General features: G+C 56.8%; 20 protein-coding genes. 6 read left to right on the forward strand and 14 right to left on the reverse strand.

Annotation, left to right across the window (positions count from 1 at the left end; genetic code table 11):
- Positions 1-75: 75 nt before the first annotated feature.
- The 4 genes from AC2FD9_RS18955 to AC2FD9_RS18970 form a co-directional block, all read right to left on the reverse strand.
- On the reverse strand, positions 76-1,458 hold the full coding sequence (locus AC2FD9_RS18955) for an adenylate/guanylate cyclase domain-containing protein (RefSeq protein ID WP_496699435.1): 1,383 nt from the start codon (positions 1,456-1,458) through the stop codon (positions 76-78).
- Between the two features lie 144 nt (positions 1,459-1,602).
- Positions 1,603-2,706 (reverse strand): site-specific DNA-methyltransferase, encoded by a 1,104-nt coding sequence (locus AC2FD9_RS18960; protein ID WP_058272589.1) that lies wholly within the window; start codon positions 2,704-2,706, stop codon positions 1,603-1,605.
- Positions 2,707-2,813: 107 nt separating this feature from the next.
- Positions 2,814-3,431: a ribonuclease HII gene (gene rnhB / locus AC2FD9_RS18965; protein ID WP_496838370.1), complete on the reverse strand. Its 618-nt coding sequence runs from the start codon at positions 3,429-3,431 to the stop codon at positions 2,814-2,816.
- Positions 3,432-3,541: 110 nt separating this feature from the next.
- On the reverse strand, positions 3,542-4,009 hold the full coding sequence (locus AC2FD9_RS18970) for a hypothetical protein (protein ID WP_058279727.1): 468 nt from the start codon (positions 4,007-4,009) through the stop codon (positions 3,542-3,544).
- Positions 4,010-4,186: 177 nt separating this feature from the next.
- On the opposite strand from AC2FD9_RS18970, the gene AC2FD9_RS18975 reads away from it, so the two are divergent.
- The 3 genes from AC2FD9_RS18975 to AC2FD9_RS18985 all read left to right on the forward strand — a co-directional run bounded on the left by AC2FD9_RS18975 (position 4,187) and on the right by AC2FD9_RS18985 (position 6,823).
- Entirely contained in the window at positions 4,187-4,471 is a 285-nt protein-coding gene (locus AC2FD9_RS18975; protein WP_496838371.1) for a hypothetical protein, read from the forward strand.
- Complete coding sequence (locus AC2FD9_RS18980; protein WP_058279725.1) at positions 4,443-5,144, forward strand: winged helix-turn-helix domain-containing protein; 702 nt, start codon at positions 4,443-4,445, stop codon at positions 5,142-5,144. Before AC2FD9_RS18975 ends, AC2FD9_RS18980 begins: the two co-directional genes overlap by 29 nt.
- A 107-nt stretch (positions 5,145-5,251) precedes the next feature.
- Positions 5,252-6,823 (forward strand): DUF427 domain-containing protein, encoded by a 1,572-nt coding sequence (locus AC2FD9_RS18985; RefSeq protein WP_496838373.1) that lies wholly within the window; start codon positions 5,252-5,254, stop codon positions 6,821-6,823.
- A gap of 86 nt (positions 6,824-6,909) precedes the next feature.
- Here the strand turns inward: AC2FD9_RS18985 and AC2FD9_RS18990 are convergent, their stop codons facing one another.
- From AC2FD9_RS18990 to AC2FD9_RS19015, 6 genes are all read right to left on the reverse strand, one after another.
- The gene (locus tag AC2FD9_RS18990) at positions 6,910-7,701 is read right to left on the reverse strand and encodes a DUF1217 domain-containing protein (RefSeq protein WP_496838375.1); all 792 of its coding nucleotides are present in this window, start codon (positions 7,699-7,701) and stop codon (positions 6,910-6,912) included.
- Complete coding sequence (gene flbT / locus AC2FD9_RS18995) at positions 7,701-8,099, reverse strand: flagellar biosynthesis repressor FlbT (protein WP_109310643.1); 399 nt, start codon at positions 8,097-8,099, stop codon at positions 7,701-7,703. Before flbT ends, AC2FD9_RS18990 begins: the two co-directional genes overlap by 1 nt.
- Complete coding sequence (gene flaF, locus AC2FD9_RS19000; RefSeq protein WP_282120341.1) at positions 8,099-8,473, reverse strand: flagellar biosynthesis regulator FlaF; 375 nt, start codon at positions 8,471-8,473, stop codon at positions 8,099-8,101. The genes flbT and flaF overlap by 1 nt, the downstream gene beginning before the upstream one ends.
- A gap of 77 nt (positions 8,474-8,550) precedes the next feature.
- Positions 8,551-9,762 carry a flagellin N-terminal helical domain-containing protein gene (locus AC2FD9_RS19005; RefSeq protein WP_496838438.1) on the reverse strand — a complete coding sequence of 404 codons (1,212 nt, stop codon included), beginning with the start codon at positions 9,760-9,762 and terminating at the stop codon, positions 8,551-8,553.
- Positions 9,763-9,973: 211 nt separating this feature from the next.
- The gene (locus AC2FD9_RS19010) at positions 9,974-10,333 is read right to left on the reverse strand and encodes a flagellar biosynthesis protein FlgN (RefSeq protein ID WP_282120342.1); all 360 of its coding nucleotides are present in this window, start codon (positions 10,331-10,333) and stop codon (positions 9,974-9,976) included.
- Positions 10,317-10,598, reverse strand: coding sequence for a rod-binding protein (locus AC2FD9_RS19015; protein WP_496838377.1), 282 nt, complete (start codon positions 10,596-10,598; stop codon positions 10,317-10,319). The genes AC2FD9_RS19010 and AC2FD9_RS19015 overlap by 17 nt, the downstream gene beginning before the upstream one ends.
- A 111-nt stretch (positions 10,599-10,709) precedes the next feature.
- Between AC2FD9_RS19015 and AC2FD9_RS19020 the strand changes: the two genes are divergently transcribed.
- The 3 genes from AC2FD9_RS19020 to AC2FD9_RS19030 are packed head-to-tail and all read left to right on the forward strand — an operon-like array spanning position 10,710 to position 13,510.
- On the forward strand, positions 10,710-11,921 hold the full coding sequence (locus AC2FD9_RS19020) for a flagellar hook-length control protein FliK (RefSeq protein ID WP_496838379.1): 1,212 nt from the start codon (positions 10,710-10,712) through the stop codon (positions 11,919-11,921).
- A complete protein-coding gene (locus tag AC2FD9_RS19025) occupies positions 11,918-12,589 on the forward strand; it encodes a flagellar hook capping FlgD N-terminal domain-containing protein (RefSeq protein ID WP_496838381.1) in 672 nt (223 codons plus the stop codon). Before AC2FD9_RS19020 ends, AC2FD9_RS19025 begins: the two co-directional genes overlap by 4 nt.
- Positions 12,590-12,643: 54 nt before the next feature.
- Positions 12,644-13,510 carry a phosphotransferase family protein gene (locus AC2FD9_RS19030; protein WP_496838382.1) on the forward strand — a complete coding sequence of 289 codons (867 nt, stop codon included), beginning with the start codon at positions 12,644-12,646 and terminating at the stop codon, positions 13,508-13,510.
- On the opposite strand, the gene AC2FD9_RS19035 is transcribed toward AC2FD9_RS19030, so the two are convergent.
- The 4 genes from AC2FD9_RS19035 to AC2FD9_RS19050 are packed head-to-tail and all read right to left on the reverse strand — an operon-like array spanning position 13,507 to position 17,646.
- The gene (locus tag AC2FD9_RS19035; RefSeq protein WP_496838384.1) at positions 13,507-14,817 is read right to left on the reverse strand and encodes an NAD(P)/FAD-dependent oxidoreductase; all 1,311 of its coding nucleotides are present in this window, start codon (positions 14,815-14,817) and stop codon (positions 13,507-13,509) included. The two genes, AC2FD9_RS19030 and AC2FD9_RS19035, sit on opposite strands and share 4 nt — an antisense overlap.
- A complete protein-coding gene (locus AC2FD9_RS19040; RefSeq protein ID WP_058272596.1) occupies positions 14,814-15,632 on the reverse strand; it encodes an ABC transporter permease in 819 nt (272 codons plus the stop codon). The genes AC2FD9_RS19035 and AC2FD9_RS19040 overlap by 4 nt, the downstream gene beginning before the upstream one ends.
- Positions 15,629-16,519, reverse strand: a complete 891-nt coding sequence (locus AC2FD9_RS19045) for an ABC transporter permease subunit (RefSeq protein WP_108861206.1) — start codon at positions 16,517-16,519, stop codon at positions 15,629-15,631. Before AC2FD9_RS19045 ends, AC2FD9_RS19040 begins: the two co-directional genes overlap by 4 nt.
- Positions 16,519-17,646 (reverse strand): ABC transporter ATP-binding protein, encoded by a 1,128-nt coding sequence (locus AC2FD9_RS19050; protein ID WP_109310740.1) that lies wholly within the window; start codon positions 17,644-17,646, stop codon positions 16,519-16,521. Before AC2FD9_RS19050 ends, AC2FD9_RS19045 begins: the two co-directional genes overlap by 1 nt.
- Positions 17,647-17,712 lie beyond the last annotated feature (66 nt).

Here is a 17,712-nt window from a genome sequence, read left to right on the forward strand (position 1 = left end):
GCGCCCGCGCGCTGCCCGGCCCAACAGAATGACGCGCATCTCTGATGCGTGTCAGATCGGCGGGAGCTGCCCGTTCTACTGCGCCCAGATATCCATAGTGCCCTGCACCCCGCGGACTGGCTGGTTTTCATGCTTCACAAAACCTGCTGTCAGGTCAGCGGCGTTATTGCCCTCCTGCATCACCTGTGCCCGGACCGCGTCACTCAGCACCACGCGAACACCAAGGTCACGCGTCATCGCTTCGAGCTTGGCGGAGACATTCACCGCATCCCCGATAACCGCAAATTCCAGTCGGTTCGCTCCGATATCTCCCAATACCACCGAGCCATAGTGAACCCCAATTCCTACACGAATTTGCGGCTCACCTGCCCGTCGCCGCTCCAGGTTCCAGCGATCAATCACATCCACCATATCGCGCGCGCAAGCCACCGCGTTACTGGCATCCAATGGGGTCGTCACCGGCGTACCGAATGTGGCCATCAAACCATCCCCAAGATATTTGTCCAACGTGCCATGATGGCGAAACACTTCGGTTTCCATTCGCGCGTGAAACCCACGCAAAACTTCGATGACTTCATACGGGTCGCGCCCGGCCGCGAATTTGGTAAACCCCACGATGTCGATGAACAAAACGGCGATGTCTTCTTTGCGAACCTGCTTGAGCGGCTCATCATTCTGGCTGAGTTCGTCCACGACATTCGGAGAGAAATATCGCGACAGGTTTGCACGCTCCCTCTCAAGCCCGGCATTTGTCATCAACAATCGATTGAGCCGCCGCATCGAGATACCAAGCGTAACCGCGACCATTAGGAATACGATCACCTGCTGAATACGCTGAGGGACCATGAAACTGTTGGGGTCCAGCAACTCCGCAACATCCGGATACCCGGCCAATGCCTCGTACACGCGCTCACTGATGCCCGGGATTGGCGTAGCCACCCACCAGGCGATGATCCAGCCTACCGTCCACATCGCCGCCGTCCACGTGCCGATAGCCACGACTGTGCGCCACGAATAGGCCAGAGTTCCCGCGGCCAGAATGATGAAGAAATACTGGAAGTTGTCGAACCGGTATTGCATTGCCAGCGGTCGAACATCATCGCTGAACGGGTTCGGCACGATCATCCCCAAAGTCATAATCAGCAAGTCGACGAAGATCAGCAAAAGCTCGACTCGTGACTGGCCCACGCTGCCAGCCCGCCGGATCAACCAACCATTGGCGCAAATCAATAACAGGATGAAGTGATACCACAGAACGTCCCAATGGGGGTTCAGGTAGATCAACAAAATGCCGGTAAGGCCCATCGCCACCCAGCGGGCGCGGACGGCAAGTTCCAACCCTTCGCGCTTGTGCCGTTCCAGCGCTGCCTCGGTGTACTTGTTGTCCAGATCATACTTGTCTGGCTGTGTCACAAAAAACCGCCCAAATCGGGATTCGCTGGCTGTGGTATCCGACATTGCCAAGGTTCCTTCCGTAAGCAGCAGGACAAGGAATCTCATATCGGAACTGAATGAAGAATAAAACAAAAGACCCCGCCGAGATCGGCGGGGCAAGGCGTAGTGCCTTGTGTCAGGCCACAGGCACCGGCGGTATTCTTGAAATCAGTTGTGCAACTCGGCCCTGATCTGCTGACGCAAAACGTCGATCGGCACCGTTTTGCCATCGCGCTTGAAACACCAGTAGGTCCAGCCATTGCAAGAGGGAGCGTTTTCCAGATGTGCCCCGACCTGGTGGATCGAACCTTTGACGTTGTCGCCCACCAGCGTTCCGTCAGCCCGAACCTTGGCTTTGTGGCGTTGGTTCATGGAATAAAGCTCTTCACCCGGGCGCAGCATGCCACGTTCGACCAGCTGACCGAAGGGCACGCGCGGCTCAGCGCGCTTGCTTGCGCTGACTTCCAGCGCCTCACGGTCGAACTTGCGGACTTTGGAAATCCGTTTCTCGGCGACCTTGCGATAGCTTTCCTCGCGTTCGATCCCGATGAATTCACGGCCCAGCATCTTGGCGACAGCACCAGTGGTACCCGTGCCAAAGAACGGATCCAAAATAACATCACCGGGGTTGGTCGAACCGATCAGGACGCGGTGCAACAGGGATTCCGGTTTCTGCGTCGGATGCGCCTTGTCGCCGTTTTCATCCTTGAGGCGCTCATGCCCGGTGCAGATTGGCAGAACCCAATCGCTGCGCATCTGCACACCTTCGTTCAGCGCTTTCAGGGCTTCGTAGTTGAAAGTATACTTAGCACCTTCGCGCTTTGAGGCCCAAATCATCGTCTCATGCGCGTTGGTAAACCGCTTGCCGCGGAAATTCGGCATCGGGTTCGATTTGCGCCAGACAACGTCGTTCAAAATCCAGTATCCGGCGTCCTGCAGGGCTGTGCCAACGCGGAAGATATTGTGGTAGGACCCAATCACCCAAATCGCGCCATTGGGCTTGAGCAGACGATGCGCCGCTTTCAGCCATTCGCGGGTGAACTGGTCATAAACGCCAAAGCTTGAAAACTGATCCCAGTGATCGTCGACCGCATCAACCTGACTGTTATCGGGGCGGTGCAACTGGCCTTTGAGTTGAAGATTATACGGCGGATCCGCGAAAATCAGGTCAACCGATTCCGCAGGTAGACTGTTCATCACATCGATGCAGTCGCCAGATAGAATCGTGTTTAAAGGGAGCGCTTTTGCGCCCTTTTTAGTGGTTGTTGTCATTCTACTGCCTCAAGTATCCACGGCGCTTTTGCGCTCATTTGGTTGAGACAAGGATGAGTCAAAGTCGATTCGCCGTCAATTTCTTTTTTGAATCAGCGGCTTACGATTTACTCTTGATACAAGATATTGTGTACCGGCTTGAACGAACGCCTATGATGTGGGGTCACACCAAGTTTTTTCAGCGCTTCCCTGTGTTGTTTTGACGGATAGCCTGCGTTCTTCTCCCACCCATAGCCTGGATGCTGTTGCGCCAAATCCACCATCAGTTGATCGCGCCAGTTTTTGGCAATGATCGAAGCCGCTGCAATCGACACGGAATGCGCGTCGCCTTTGACTACCGCTTGCGCCGGGATCGTCAAACCGCGAGGGATCATGTTTCCGTCGATCAGCAGATAGTCAGGCGGCGGATCCAAGGCCGCAACCGCACGTTCCATCGCCAGATGCGAGGCACGCAAGATGTTGTGTTCGTCAATCTCGGCAACCGAGGCTTCAGCTATCGCAAATTCAGCCCGGTCACGTACCGCGATATCCAAAACAGCCCGTCGTTTCGCCGTCAGTTTCTTGGAATCGTTCAGCCCCTCGGGAATATCTTCGGGGTTCAGGATCACGGCGGCAGCAACCACAGGCCCGGCCAATGGCCCACGGCCCACCTCATCCACACCGGCAATGCGCAGATATCCTTGCGCCACTGCCGCCCGTTCAATCGAATAATCTGGCGTTGTCATACCAACCGAAAACCGCGTTTCGCGCCCCACCGCAAGACAAAAAGAGAGGGCGGCTTGTGCCACCCTCTCCCGCGCGGCGCTTCTGTGGCACCGCTCCTGCTCGAAAGTGATTACTTGTAAACGACGCGGTATCCCTTCTGGCGCAGGCATGCGGGTTCATATGCCCGATTCACCTTATTGCCGTTCCAGAAACCGACCTTGCACTCTTGCGGCAGGCTATTGGCATGTTTGTAGTGCTTCTTGAGGCATTTCGGAGCCAGAAGCGGGTGATTGTTCGAATAGGCGCTATACTTGCGCAGGCATTTCTGCGGCAGATCATACCGCGCGACGTGTTGCGGCAAGGGGCGCACTGGGTAACTGGGCTGGGCCACATAAGGCTGAGGCGTATAGGTCTGATGACGCGTCGTCCGGTCCTTGCGTTTTTCCTTGTTATAGTAGTGGACCCCGGCACCGATGATCGCGATGGCAGCAAGCCCGCCAAGGATGTCCTTGGCATCCGCCGCCCGCGCCTGCGAGGCTGAGACGCCGGTGATGGTGATAGCGGTGGCAACGATAAAAGCGATGAACTTCCGGTGCATGATGCGTGTCCTTCCTGGTGTTTCGGGGCGATCCGGCACAGACCGCAAACGTGATGCACCAACACTGGGTCCGCACCCTTCAGACAAGCAATAACGGGCGGTTGTTATCCGATATCACGCTCCTCAAACCCCTTAGGTTATTGAATATCGTGCAAACCCATGCGCAGGATGCAGCCTATGAAACCGATCCTCTCTTCTCTGGCCGTTGCGGCCCTGATATCGCTTGGTACCGCCGCGTCGGCAGAGTGTTATGCGGACTACAAGGCCAAGCAGGACAACCCCCTGCGGCTGCATTATGGCGTGATGCAGGTTTCGGCCTGTGACAAAGGCCAGGCCCAACAAGAAGTCACGCAACGCCTTAGCGCGTCGGGCTGGACCTTGTTGAACGTCATGTCTGTCTTTGGGCCGGAAGGATTGGAAAAAAGGAAGGCCAATGCCGGACAATTCTATCTCCGTTACTGAGGCCAGGCGGTCAGGCACACGATTGGTCGGCGCAGGTATAGCAGCAATCGTCCTGATCCTGATAACCGCCGCCGTCTTCCTGTTCTGGACCCTGCCAGACGCCAACGCCTTCAACGCGCGAGTGGAGCGGTTGTTTGTCGAAAGCGACCTGACGTCGCAGACGGAAATCCGGCTGCTTGAGATTCTGGCCCAGTCCGGCACCGCCTTTGCCGATACCCTGTCCAGCTATCGGATGGTGATTTTCGTATTGCTGGTCTTTGCCAGCGCCATGCTTGTGACGGCGCTGGTCTTTCTGGTGATGCTGGTGATGCTGAACCGCCGGATGGCGCAGATCGAGCGCACGGGTATTCAGGTCACGTCGCTGCTGATCAGTCGCGAGGAAAACACCGTATATCTGAATAATATGGACTTCAAACTGACCCCAGCTGCGATGGAGACCCTGTCGGTCCTTGCCGAATCCCGATTGGATGACGAGGTCCTGTCCGGCGTTCAGATCGAAGCAGTGATTTCGGGCAAAAGCGCCGCCGATTGTGACGAAGCCGCTGGCGCTACGCGGATAAAACGGCTGCGTGACGCCTTGGGTAATCAGATGGTCAGCGAATTGCTGGTCAAGAACATCGCCAAGAAAGGCTATATGTTGTCCATCGAAAAGGACGTGATCCAGATGGTCTGATCCAATAGGACCGCACAGCTATCGTGCAGAAAAATGCTGAGGCTGCCCCTTGGAAAACCTCTTCACAAGGCCCATCCTATAGGGACCCCGCGCCAGGGAGGATGAAGATGAACGTCCACGCCACAGCAAGACCAAAAGGCTATGGAATCTCGGTCGAACGGTTAGATGGTAAGATTGCGATTTACCGGGACCAGACCCTTTTAGCTGAAAGCAGCAACGCCAAAGTCATGTACGAAACACGGCTGCCGCCGACGATCTACATTCCGCGCGAAGACGTGCTGGTGGATCTCAGCGACGAAACCGAGCTGCAGACTTTTTGCCCCTTCAAGGGCACCGCAACCTATCACGACGTCATTCTTGGCGGCGAACGACTCGCCAATTCCGTTTGGGCCTACGAAGAAGCTCTTCCCGAAAGCGCTGCCATTCAGGGGCATATCGGGTTTTTACCCAATGCTTATTCCCGGATCGATTTGGGCGACAACCAACTGCGGGAACCCCAAGACGGCAATATCAGTGGCCCTTTGATCGATTGGCTGATGCGTGGGGCATCCGCAAACAACACGCCTGAGGCGTTCACCAAAGCGCTGGCCGAGAAAATGCTGGAACACGGGATTGCCATTCAACGCCTCAGCATTCTGACATGGTCCCTGCACCCTTTGATCGCCGGCAAACACTATATTTGGGAAAAGGGCGAGGCTGAGATCTCGACCAATGTTCCGACCTATGAAATCCACGACCACCCGGCATACATCAACAGCCCTTTGCGCCATGTGTCGAACGGGCTGGGCGGAGTGCGTCAGCGGTTGAACGCCGAAAACCCCCACAACAGCTTTCCGATCATGGAAGACCTGCGGGAAAAGGGGGCAACCGACTATGTCGCCATGCCGTTGCCGTTCTCGGATGGGCGGACCAACGTTCTGACCCTGACCTGTGATCACCCGGACGGTTTCACAACCGAAAACCTTGGGCTGGTGTTCGAATGTTCGCTGGTCATCGCCCGGTTCTATGAGGTTTTCATGCAGCGCGAAAACGCGCAGGTCCTGCTGGAAACCTATGTCGGAAAACGATCGGGTGCGCGCGTACTTGGGGGTGAAATCCGGCGCGGTGACGGCGATGAAATTGATGCTGCCATCATGTTCTGCGACCTCCGCAATTCGACCAGTCTTGAGGAACAGCTTGGGCGTGAGGCGTATATCAATCTGTTGAACGACTTTTTCGAAACCGTTTCTGGCATCGTGCATGAAAATGGCGGCGAGGTCCTAAAGTTCATAGGCGACGCTGTCCTTGCCGTGTTTCCGGCAGGCGAGGATGCAAAAGCCGCCCGCGATAATGCCCAGCGCAGCGCCATCGATATCGTCGAAAGACTGGGAGAGCTGCGCCAATCAGGGTCCGATGCGCATTGCGATTGCTCTATCGGCGTTGCCTATGGGCGCGTGACCTACGGCAATGTCGGCTCGCGCGAACGGCTGGACTTTACCGTGATCGGACAAGCCGCGAATATCGCTGCGCGTCTGGGTGAATACGGAAAAACCAAGAACCACAGGATCGTCGTGTCTGCCGATATTCTGCCTGCTTGCGCGAATGCCTTGCCGCTTGGCGACGTCAAGCTGCATAACGTGTCGCAACCGGTCGAGTCATATGCTCTCAGAACTTCCGCGGATGCCGTTCTGAACGCTTGAATTCCGCAATCGGCTTGCATGTTTCAAAGCGCTGAGTGTTGGGATTCTGATCAAGGTTCGGGTGCGTGACCAATGGTTTCCATGCCTTACCCGCCCAGTAGGATCAGCGCGGTCTGCGCCGGGGAAATGATGCTTTCAAGCTGGGCGATCTGACTGCGGGCAAGGAACTGATCTGTCAGCCGCCCGACCGCGGCCTCATCCTTAAACTGGGTCAGGTCGTCGGACCCGGTCAGCCCTGACAACCTGTCTTTGAATACTTCCAACTGTCTGTCGATGTTCAACTGGCCAAAGCTGGACGGTAACCCAAGTGCCGTCTCCATCATGCGTCGCAGCGGTGGCAGGCTCATCAAATCGAACCATTTGGTATCTTTGCTGCCCGCCTTTTGCGCCAGATCACCCAGCGCATGCTGGGCATACAAAGCGATACGCATCGTTTCATCTGACTCGCCCACCGCGATTTCAAAACGCGACACGACATTGTCGTGCGCAATGTCCTCCATGTTGATGATCAGCCCGGTTTTGCGAACCTCGCCCGGCCCCAGCCCAAACGCCTCGGAAAATTGCCGATACCTTTTGTCGGACAGACGGTTGGATAGCGCATCCTGGGCTTTTGTTCCGTCGGACAGGATTTTCTGGATGAAATAGCGATTGTCCAGGTCAGACTCCAACCCAAAGGCGCCCAGCGCGACTTGCAACAGCCGGCGGTCGGACACCAGATCCTCTGCTGTTTGGACCTTTTTGATGTTTTGCAGAAAGTACTCGCTGTCCCTCTTGTTGACGGAGGATGAGGAAAAGCTGTCGATCTGGGCGTCATATGTACGCTGCAGAAACCGCCAACCGACAATGCCGCCCAAAGGTATGACCGGTTGGAACGTCATTACTGGTAGGCCATCAGCCGCTCTTCGCGCGGCAGCAGCGCGCGCAGAGCCTTGAGGCATTTGTAAAATTGCTGGTCCAACAGCGCCTGGGTTGCCTCGGACAAAACCCGGCGACTGTCGGCGTCGGTAAAGACCTGGCTCAGCTCTTCGACGCGGCGCAACAATTGTTGGCGGGCCTGATCAGGTTCCATATCGCCAGACAGCACCAGCTGAGCGGCGTAGCAGACGCGTCGAACCGGCGTATTTACCTGATCCGGGTGAATTGCATCCCGCAGGCGCAATACGTTTGCCTCAGGCGTCATGATCGAAAACCGGCTGCGCCGGTCGCCATTTTCAACGACTACGCCATTGATCAAAACCCGCTCTTTCGGTGCCAATTTCAAAACCAATCCTGCCATCAGGTCGCCCCCATTTGGCGAAGGCCGCGCAGGACTGCCATGTTGATCTCTAACAAAGGTTCAACCGATGCTTTGTTCCCTAGTACCTGACTGCTGTGCTGTTCGGTAAACTCGGCCAGATAGAATATCCGCGCACGCAGATCATTGGGTAAAGCATTGTCAGAGTCGGTGACACCACTGGCCAATACAGTCCACAGGCGCCGGTTTTCATGCAGAGCCTGCACAAATGCGCCAAAATCGGACTGCTGACCGGCCGCAGCGGCCTTGAGCCTGCGTGTGATTTTCGAAATCGCTTCGTATTCAGTGTCGCGCGGGGTACGCGTTGGCGCGGCGGTCTGTGCATATGCGCGTTGTGCAAGGGCTTGCGGTGTCACGTGAAATCCTTCCAGTAATCCGCCATTTGGCGGTTAGTATCGGGGCGCGTCGCCGCGCCCCGACCATGGTCCTGAACTTAGCGGAACAGAGACAAAATCGACTGCGGTGCCTGATTGGCAATCGACAACGACTGGGTGGCCAGCTGCTGCTGAACCTGAAGAGCCTGCAGGCGTGCCGAGGTCTCCTCCATATCCGCATCGACCAACGCGCCGATCCCGGATTTGAACGAGTCCGCCAAGTTCGAAATGAACTCTTTCTGCGTCTCGATCCGACCTTGCGAAGAACCAAAAGCGGCCGATGCGTCGATCGATGTGTTGATCAGCGTTTCGATTGTGGCCAACGCGGCCGTTGCCCCTGCGCCGGTCGAAACGTCAATGCCGGTCAACGCGCCAAGACCGCCCGAACCCGCGTTCACGTACTGAGCCGAGAACGAGATGTCTGTGCCGGTCGCATTGGCAACGGATAAGGTGCCTGCCGTACCCGAGTCATAGTCGACCGTCAGACCCGAGATACCCAGCTCTTCAATCTTCGCCTTCAGGCCAATGGCAACAATATCACCCGTGGTCGCGGCAGCCGCATCCGTTGCAGAAACCGTGTAGGACACGACCTGATCGTCGATCGCCACGACAACTTTGTCACCGGCCGCAAACGCACCACTGGATTCATCCGTAACCAGCGCAGTTGCCGAAGTTGCGCCGTTGTCAATCGTTGCACCCACACGGTCGTTGCCGGTGGAAGATCCGGTCGATCCGTCAAAGACCTGAGCCGCCGTGTACCCACCGGTCGAAAGGTCCTGACCCGCAACAGTGATGGAAGACGCGGTTACGTTGCCTGCATTGTCCCGGTCAAGGGACGCGAGGATCGAAGCGGATCCGGCTGAGCCGTTAACCAGGTTGAGACCGTTGAATTGCGCGGCGTTCACCACCGAGTTGATCTGGTCCTTCAACGCGGTAACATCGTCGTTGATTTTGTCGCGATCTACGTTGTCTTCCTGTGCTGCAACGATCTTGCTTTTCATCTGAGACAGCAGATCGGTGACCGTTTCGGACGCGTTACGCGCAACCGCCACGGTGGATTCACCCAGGGCCAGGCTGTCCTTGATCGCATTGAAGCCCTTGACATCCGATTCCATGACCTTGGAAATCGCCCAGACGGCCGAGTTGTCTTTCGCAGTCGCAACGTCCTTACCCGTCGAGATCGCGTTCCGCGTTGCCCCAAGATCCTTGTTGACCGACTTGAGAGTTTGCAGCGCAACCATGGCGCCATTGTTTGTCAGAATGCTGGACATTAGCTTTCTTCCTTTTCCGTTCGGGCCCTTTGCGCCCATGCTCATCCCGCCACTGGTGCGGGCTTTGACGTCTTTCTGATCGGTGCGATCCGCCGTCGGGCTGTTCGCGCCACCTGATTTGTCCAGGTGCCCGAACACCTTTGACGTCGATCCCCTAACGGAGTGCTAAAGCGCGAAGGTCAGAAACCTCGGATTTGAATCAAACCCTTATCTATGCCCGTTTTTCCAGCTTGGCTTGATGGCGGACGGCAAATTCGCTGCGCTGCCCGTCCGCACCATAGGTGGTGAATTCTTGCCGCACGCGCCGTAACTCGGCCATGCGGTTGGCCACCGCGCGAATCCCTTCGGCGGCGCTGTTTAGTAACGCCTGGTTCCGCTCGACCTTTCTTTGCAGGCGGATCAGTTCATCACTATCAAAGACGTCAAGATCATTAATCGCACCGATCAGTTTTTCCTTTTCCGGAGCCGTGTTATGCAGACGATCCAGATCGCCCTGCACCAGCGCGTTTCGCTCAAGCTCAAGAACGTCTTCGAGTGATTTTACAAGGTCGGCTTCAGACGTCTTTGGCATCGGTTTTCTCCATCATAGATTGGAACAGGATTTCGGACAGGCCAATGCCACCGGATCTGGCCAGCGCACGGGCCTGATGCTGAACAAGAAATGAGGCAAACTGATCTTCGCCTGCACCGCCGCCAAAGGATTGGCGCGCTTTGCCCAGCCCGGCCGATTTCAGCATCTCACTCAGAAACGCAGCCTCTAGTTCTATGGCCGCCTCCCGCAATTTCTGGGAATAGGCGGGGGGTTGAGAAGGGGAGAGAGGCGGGGAAACCTTCATTGCTTTCTCCAAAAATTGCATCGAACTTTTTCGATCAAAAGCGAAAGCAGTTAAAATAAACGTAACTTCCTGCAGGCAGGTTTCCGGTCACACAACCGGAGTCGGAGCAAAATGCCCAACCCTCTTTCAGTGACGTCATCCTCGCCGACCGCAACCGCAAAACCCCACGGGATCAATCCCGAGCAGGGGGATGAAAACGGCGCGACGTTTGAGGCCGTGCTCAATCAACACAAAGGTGAGAACAAGCAAGAAGCAGCCGCTCTTAAAGGCGCTGAACCTGAACAGGACGTCGACGTTGAAACGGACGAGGCTGTCTTGCTTGAAGATGCAGAAGTGTCCGCTGATCGCAACCAGAGTGAGCGGACACCCCTTTTGGACACGCGTCTTGAAGTGAGCACAAAACGCGATCCTGCCGAAACACCCGTGTCAGCTGCGTTACCCGACTCGCGCAGTCCGAAAGAGCCTGAAACCGAGCAAACCGGCCAGGCCAACACGGTCGATAAACCGGATGCAGGCATCAATGATTCGCGCAAAGTCACCCCGGATTTTCGGCACAGCTCGGCTTTGAGACCCGCGTCACAACCAATGGCAAGCCGGGGGCAGGCGGACCTCGCGACTTCTGTGTTGCAACCTGTGGGTATATCCCTAAAAGAGACCGCAGACCTGACCGTTCAACCAGAGCGGCACCAGCGTGAAACGCAACGTCCGCCGCAAAGCAATCTTGCACCTCAACAAACGACCAACCCGGATCGCGCACCAAGCATCGCTCAATTGCAGATGTTCGCGCCGGAAAAAACCCGCGCTCAGACTGACGCGCCAGCATTTCACGAGGTGGAAGACGTTCACGCCCTCACGGCAGATTCGCCCGTTTCGGCGGGTCGGGATTCGGTATCTTCTGCGCAAGTCATGGCACAGACTGCCCGGTCCGAGACAGCGCGCGCCGTCGCCGGGCAAATGGCGGCCGTCATCAATACTCAATCGAAATCCGGTTCAGTGGAGATCGCGCTGAACCCCGAAGAACTGGGGCGAGTGTCCATCATGTTGAACGGTCGCGATGACGGATTGCATCTGACAATTTCCGCCGAGCGCCCGGAAACCCTCGAGATGATGCGGCGTCATTTGGCGGTGCTGGAGGAAGAGTTCAAGAATTTTGGCTTGGGCGATCTGTCAATTGACCTTGGGACATCCGAAGACGCCGAGCATAACCAGGCCGGCCACCAGGATGGATCGCCTACTGAGACCGCGCAACTCACCGATTCCTCTTCAAACGCGTCACCCATTCCCAAAACCGGCCCCGTTGGCCGCATCGACATGAGGTTGTGAAATTGATTACCCCGACCCAACCCAACGCCCAACCGTCAGCCACAGCGCAATACAAAGACGCGCCAAAGCAAACAGGTCTGGCATCAGACTTTGAGACATTCCTTACAATGCTGACCGTACAGGCCCAGAATCAGGATCCTTTGAAACCATTGGATGCCTCAGAATATGCATCGCAACTGGCGCAATTCTCGATGGTCGAACAACAGGTTCAGACAAATGATTTGTTGGCGACACTTGGACAGGCGCTGGGTGGCGCAAATCTGGACAAACTCGGCAAATGGATCGGGATGAACGTGCGAGCGCCCGCGGCTTTCCAATATGAGGGCGAGCCTGTGACGCTGTTTGCCACACCTGCACCCGAGGCTGACAAGGCGGTCATGGTCATCCGCGACAGCGACGGTGCCGTTGTCGATCGTGTGGCTGTTTCCACGACCGACAACAAAACAGTTTGGACTGGTCAGGGAAGCGATGGGCAGCCTCTGGTGGCGGGAAGTTACTCGGCCACACTGGAAAGTTATGATGGTGACGAACTGTTATCGACACAGCTGGCAGAGACCTATGGCGAAGTTGTCGAAGCTCAGGTTACGGACAATCAGGTTATGCTGACCCTCGAAGACGGGCAGGTTGTCGCTGCCACGACGGTAACCGGGGTCAGAGCCGGAACTTGATCTGCCGGGCAGGACAGTTCACACCTTGGCAGATTCGACTCGCTAACTGCATTGGTGAAACTCCTGCCTGCCCTAACCCACCCCCCTTCTGATCTGATCGACGATCTGCGCGCCCGTGGCCTTGTTCAGCCCGGCGCAGAGTTTCAAACGTTGTATGGCGGGCGAACAAATCAGGTCTGGAAAGTACTGGGTGGCAGCGGTGACAAGGTTCTGAAGCTGTATCGCGCTACACCGCGCAATCCACTGTTTCGCAACGATCCCGAACTCGAAGCGCAATGCCTGCGCGCCCTGGAGCCCACCGGATTTGTTCCCCGCCTGCGTGCGACCGGAACACATGATACAGGCCATTGGGTGTTCTACGATCACGCCCCCGGATCACCGTGGCAAGAAGGGCCTGAGAGTGTCGCCGGTTTGCTGCGTGAATTGCATGGGCTTGATGTTTCGGTCCAAGCGCCGGATGGCTGCAATGGCAGCAGGGATCTGGCTGAACATGCCGAACGTATTCTCAGCGTCTGCACCTCTGATACACGCGCACGGCTCGCGCAGCTGCGCCCCAAAGGCCATGTGCCCGCGACCGCACACACATGCCTGATCCATGGCGATACCGTGGCCGGAAACATCCTTGTCGCGCCGACTGGCATAACCCTGATCGACTGGCAGTGCCCGGCTTGGGGCGATCCGTGCGAGGACATTGCAATGTTCCTGTCCCCAGCCATGCAACGGCTTTACCGCGGCGCACCCCTGAGCGTGACCGAGGAAGAGCGGTTTCTGGCTGCATACGGTCACGATGAAACTGTCGCGCGATACCAGAATTTGCGCCCGTGGTATGCGTGGCGCATGGCCGCCTACTGTTTGTGGCGCATCGAAAACGGGGCTGCGGATTATGCCCAAACGCTCGAACTGGAAATCGCCGCGCTTTAGAGCGATAGCCGATCCGCGATTGCCATCGCGGCATAGGCGGGCGGCATCAAGGCGCGCCGCCAGAACCCAAGGGGAAACCGTCCCGGTGGCTGTGCAATCGGCGCGGGCAACTCGGTCTGTTTATCCAAAACCACGCGGGCAAGAGCGCCTCCGCAATACGTCCCCATGGCAACGCCGTTCCCGTGATAGGCAAAGGCGGCAAACATTCCGGGTTGATCGGGAACCGGCCCGACATAAGGCGTCAGCTTGCGCGACAGGCACACCATTCCGGACCACATATGGGTCACATCCACATCTTTCCATTCTGGAAACATGACCTGAAAGTCCCGACGCATTGTCCGGCGAATGGCGGCCTCGGCCCGAGGGGACGACTGTAACCCTCCGCGCATGCCGAACAGGAACCTCCGATCAGGCATCAGGCGGAAATAGTGCAGCAGGTTTCGGGTGTCATAACACATCTGCTCCGAGGTCCACCCCTGCGCTTGCAACTCAGCGTCTGTCAGGGGCCGGGTCGCCAGAACCGTGGATTGCGTGGGCATGTAGCGTCCCGACAACCAGGGCGGCATATCCTCGCTGGAGTATCCGTTCGTACAAATCAGAACATTCGCGGCGCGGATGTGACCTGATCCGGATTCAATATCGAACCCGACCTGAGTTTTCCTGATGGTTTCAACCGGCGATTTCTGGAAAATCTGTACGCCCCGCGCCTGGGCGGCCCCTGCCAAGCCAAACAGATACTTTCGAGGGTTAAGGGCGAAACCAACCGGATTTGTATAGGCACCATGAAAGGAACCGCCCAGACCCAGGCGCTGCAGGTCACCAGAACCGTGCAAGACACCTGATGCTTCTGCGTTACGACGTAGCTTTTCCATCGCCCGTGCCGAATGGGCCAGTTGGGTTTCCCCTTTCGAATGGGTATCGGCGTCGATCTGATGCTGTTCCAGCAAATCCGCGACAAGCTGAACAGCATCTTCTTCCGCTTGTTCGTAGGACTGCGCAGCCTCAGCGCCAAACCCACGGACCAAAGACCCATGGCTTAGCTTGGACCCTCCGAGGCAGCAAAATCCGCCATTCCGGCCCGAGGCACCCCACCCCGGGGTTGCGGCCTCAAGAACCGCAACTTTCACACCTGCCTCGGCCAGATGCAGGGCTGCCGAAAGCCCCGTGAAACCGCCGCCGACGATTGCGACGTCAACGTTCAGATCACCTTTATGGGTCGGCCAATCAGGTGCCGAAATTGTCTGATCCCACCAGCAGTTCTGACGGGGTCCAGGCCCATAGGTGTAGTCCGGAAAAAGACGCTTCATTCGGTGCGCGCAGCGGCAAGTTCATCCTGCTTTTGCCGAACCATTGCGCGTTTCGTCACCAGCGAGGCGGTGATAACGCCAACCGTGACGACTGCAATCATGATGGTAGACAGCGCGTTGATCTCGGGGCTGACGCCCAGACGCACCGCCGAGAATATCTTGATCGGCAGCGTTGTCGCCGACGGGCCCGAGGTAAAGGACGCGATAACCAGATCGTCCAGCGATAGGGTAAAAGCCAGCAGCCAGCCTGAAATCACCGCGGGCGCAATGATCGGCAGTGTCACAAGACGGAACGCCTGCGCTGGCGAACATCCCAGATCCAAAGCGGCCTCTTCCAGCGATTTGTCAAAGGTCACAAGACGCGAGGACACGACGACCGACACAAAGCACATCGAAAAGGTTGTGTGGGCCAGAACGATGGTCAGAATGCCCCTGTCCAGCCCAATGCCGATAAACAGCAGCAGCAACGACAGGCCGGTGATCACTTCGGGCATTACCAGAGGCGCGTAAATCATTCCGGAAAACAGTGTCCTGCCAAAAAACCGCCCGCCTCGGACCAGAACATATGCGGCAGCGGTGCCAAGAACCGTGGCCAATGTGGATGAGAACACCGCAACCCGTATTGTCACCCAGGCCGCGTTCAGAAATGCCTCATTCTGGGCAAGCTCACCGTACCATTTGGTCGAGAACCCTGCCCATACTGTGACCAGCTTGCTTTCGTTAAAGCTGAAGATGATCAGGATCACCATCGGGATGTAGAGAAACGCAAATCCCAGTGTCAGAGACACCGCGTTGAACCAACTCAGCCTGTTCATTGCTCGGCCTCCGTCTGCTTCTGCTGGTTGCGCTGGAACAGCACAATCGGGATCACGAGGATCAGCAACAACACAACGGCAACGGCGCTGGCCACCGGCCAATCGCGGTTTGAGAAGAACTCTTCCCACAGCACCTTGCCGATCATCAGCGTACTGGACCCGCCCAACAGCGACGGGATCACAAATTCACCGATCACCGGGATCATCACCAGAAAACAGCCGGCAATGATGCCGGGGCGCGACAGCGGTATGGTCACCAGCCAGAACGCCTTCAGACGGGAACAGCCCAGATCTTCGGCTGCTTCGATCAGGGATTCATCCATGCGCTCCAACGACGAATAAATCGGCAGAATCATGAAGGGCAAATAAGTGTAGACGATACCGATGTAGACGGCAGTGTTGGTGTTCAAAATGGTCAGCGGGGTCGAAATGATACCCAGCCACAATAGAATCTGGTTCAGATAGCCTTCATTGCTGAGAATTCCCATCCACGCGTAAACGCGGATCAGGAACGAAGTCCAGAACGGCAGGATCACCAGCATCATCAGCGTCGGGCGCCATTCGGCTGGCGCGCGGGCCATCCCATAGGCAATCGGATAACCCACCAGCAACGTCAGAACCGTCGAGATCAGAGCGATCTTGACGCTGGACAGGTAGGCTTTCCAGTAAAGGTCATCTTCGGTCAGCCAGACGAAGTTTTCGAAATCCAACTGGCTGAAAAAGTCGGTTATCCCAGACCAACCCTGCGACAGATCCAGTGTCGGCGTATATGGCGGGATCGCCAGTTCGACATCCGACAGCGAAATCTTCAGAACGATGAAAAACGGTATCAGAAACAGGGCCAGCAGCCAGACGTAAGGAACAGCGATCAGAAGGGCGCGGCGCATCAGTTTGCCAACAAAACCGCAGCCGTTGCCGTCCACGACAGCCAGACCGGGTCTTCCCATGTAAAGGATCGGCGCGAGATTCGGCGCGTGTTGGCCGATTGCGCCTTGATGATCGTGCCATTCGGCAGTTCCACGTAGTACGTGGACAAGTTGCCCAAATAGGCAATGTCAAGCACCTTACCCTGTACCGCATTGATGGCATCCGCCGGGCGGTCGGCCGAGATCGTCACCTTTTCGGGGCGGATCGCCAGATGGCAGCTTTGCCCGTTCGAGAATTCTGTCGACGAGGTTGCGGTCAGCGGCGATTGCCCCTCAGCCCAGTCGATTTGGTAGGCTTCATCGCCGTTCGCGGTCGCCCGGCCTTCGATGATATTCACATCCCCGATAAAGTCAGCGACATAGACTGAGTTGGGGTTTTCATAGATCCTATCCGGCGTCGATACCTGCATCAACTTGCCCTGGTCCATCACGGCTACGCGGCTGGCGACAGTCATCGCCTCTTCCTGATCGTGGGTCACGATCACAAAGGTGGTGCCGGTCTTTTCCTGAATGTCCATCAGCTCGAACTGAGTGTCCTGCCGGAGTTTTTTGTCCAGCGCACCCAAGGGTTCGTCCAGCAACAGCAGTTTTGGCGCTTTTGCCAGTGACCGTGCCAGCGCGACGCGTTGCCGTTGGCCACCAGAAATCTGGTGCGGTTTACGGCGGGCGAATTGCTCAAGCCGGGTCAGGCGCAACATCTCTTCCACGCGGTCTTCAAGATCCCGCTTGGGCATATTGTCCCGGCGCAGACCGAAGGCGATGTTCTCCCAGATACTGAGGTGAGGAAACAGAGCATAGGACTGGAACATCATGTTCACAGCCCGCTTGTTTGGCGGGATCGGGTCGATGTCCTGCCCGCCCAGCATGATGTGCCCTTCGGTAGGCTTTTCAAACCCTGCCAGCATCCTCATCATGGTCGTCTTGCCGCAGCCGGATGGACCGAGCAAAGCAAAGAATTCCTGTTCAAATATGTCCAGTGACAGGTTGTCGATCGCCGTGAATCCGCCAAAACGTTTGGTCACATTCTGGAATTGGATCAATGGTTTCGCCTGTGGATCTTCCCACGGCGCAAAGACGTTTGTGTTCAAGGCGGCCCCCGTTCGACGGTCTGATTGAAAGGGCAAGGCGGTCGGACCGCCTTGCTCAGATACTTC

The sequence above is a fragment of the Ruegeria sp. YTSC230 genome, from assembly GCF_059609665.1.

Bases quoted from the DNA above. Each gene is read 5' to 3' on its own strand.
- AC2FD9_RS18955 (WP_496699435.1), bottom strand. From the start codon at position 1,458: ATGTCGGATACCACAGCCAGCGAATCCCGATTTGGGCGGTTTTTTGTG.
- AC2FD9_RS18960 (WP_058272589.1), bottom strand. From the start codon at position 2,706: ATGACAACAACCACTAAAAAGGGCGCAAAAGCGCTCCCTTTAAACACG.
- rnhB (WP_496838370.1), bottom strand. From the start codon at position 3,431: ATGACAACGCCAGATTATTCGATTGAACGGGCGGCAGTGGCGCAAGGA.
- AC2FD9_RS18970 (WP_058279727.1), bottom strand. From the start codon at position 4,009: ATGCACCGGAAGTTCATCGCTTTTATCGTTGCCACCGCTATCACCATC.
- AC2FD9_RS18975 (WP_496838371.1), top strand. From the start codon at position 4,187: ATGAAACCGATCCTCTCTTCTCTGGCCGTTGCGGCCCTGATATCGCTT.
- AC2FD9_RS18980 (WP_058279725.1), top strand. From the start codon at position 4,443: ATGCCGGACAATTCTATCTCCGTTACTGAGGCCAGGCGGTCAGGCACA.
- AC2FD9_RS18985 (WP_496838373.1), top strand. From the start codon at position 5,252: ATGAACGTCCACGCCACAGCAAGACCAAAAGGCTATGGAATCTCGGTC.
- AC2FD9_RS18990 (WP_496838375.1), bottom strand. From the start codon at position 7,701: ATGACGTTCCAACCGGTCATACCTTTGGGCGGCATTGTCGGTTGGCGG.
- flbT (WP_109310643.1), bottom strand. From the start codon at position 8,099: ATGGCAGGATTGGTTTTGAAATTGGCACCGAAAGAGCGGGTTTTGATC.
- AC2FD9_RS19005 (WP_496838438.1), bottom strand. From the start codon at position 9,762: ATGTCCAGCATTCTGACAAACAATGGCGCCATGGTTGCGCTGCAAACT.
- AC2FD9_RS19010 (WP_282120342.1), bottom strand. From the start codon at position 10,333: ATGCCAAAGACGTCTGAAGCCGACCTTGTAAAATCACTCGAAGACGTT.
- AC2FD9_RS19015 (WP_496838377.1), bottom strand. From the start codon at position 10,598: ATGAAGGTTTCCCCGCCTCTCTCCCCTTCTCAACCCCCCGCCTATTCC.
- AC2FD9_RS19020 (WP_496838379.1), top strand. From the start codon at position 10,710: ATGCCCAACCCTCTTTCAGTGACGTCATCCTCGCCGACCGCAACCGCA.
- AC2FD9_RS19035 (WP_496838384.1), bottom strand. From the start codon at position 14,817: ATGAAGCGTCTTTTTCCGGACTACACCTATGGGCCTGGACCCCGTCAG.
- AC2FD9_RS19040 (WP_058272596.1), bottom strand. From the start codon at position 15,632: ATGAACAGGCTGAGTTGGTTCAACGCGGTGTCTCTGACACTGGGATTT.
- AC2FD9_RS19045 (WP_108861206.1), bottom strand. From the start codon at position 16,519: ATGCGCCGCGCCCTTCTGATCGCTGTTCCTTACGTCTGGCTGCTGGCC.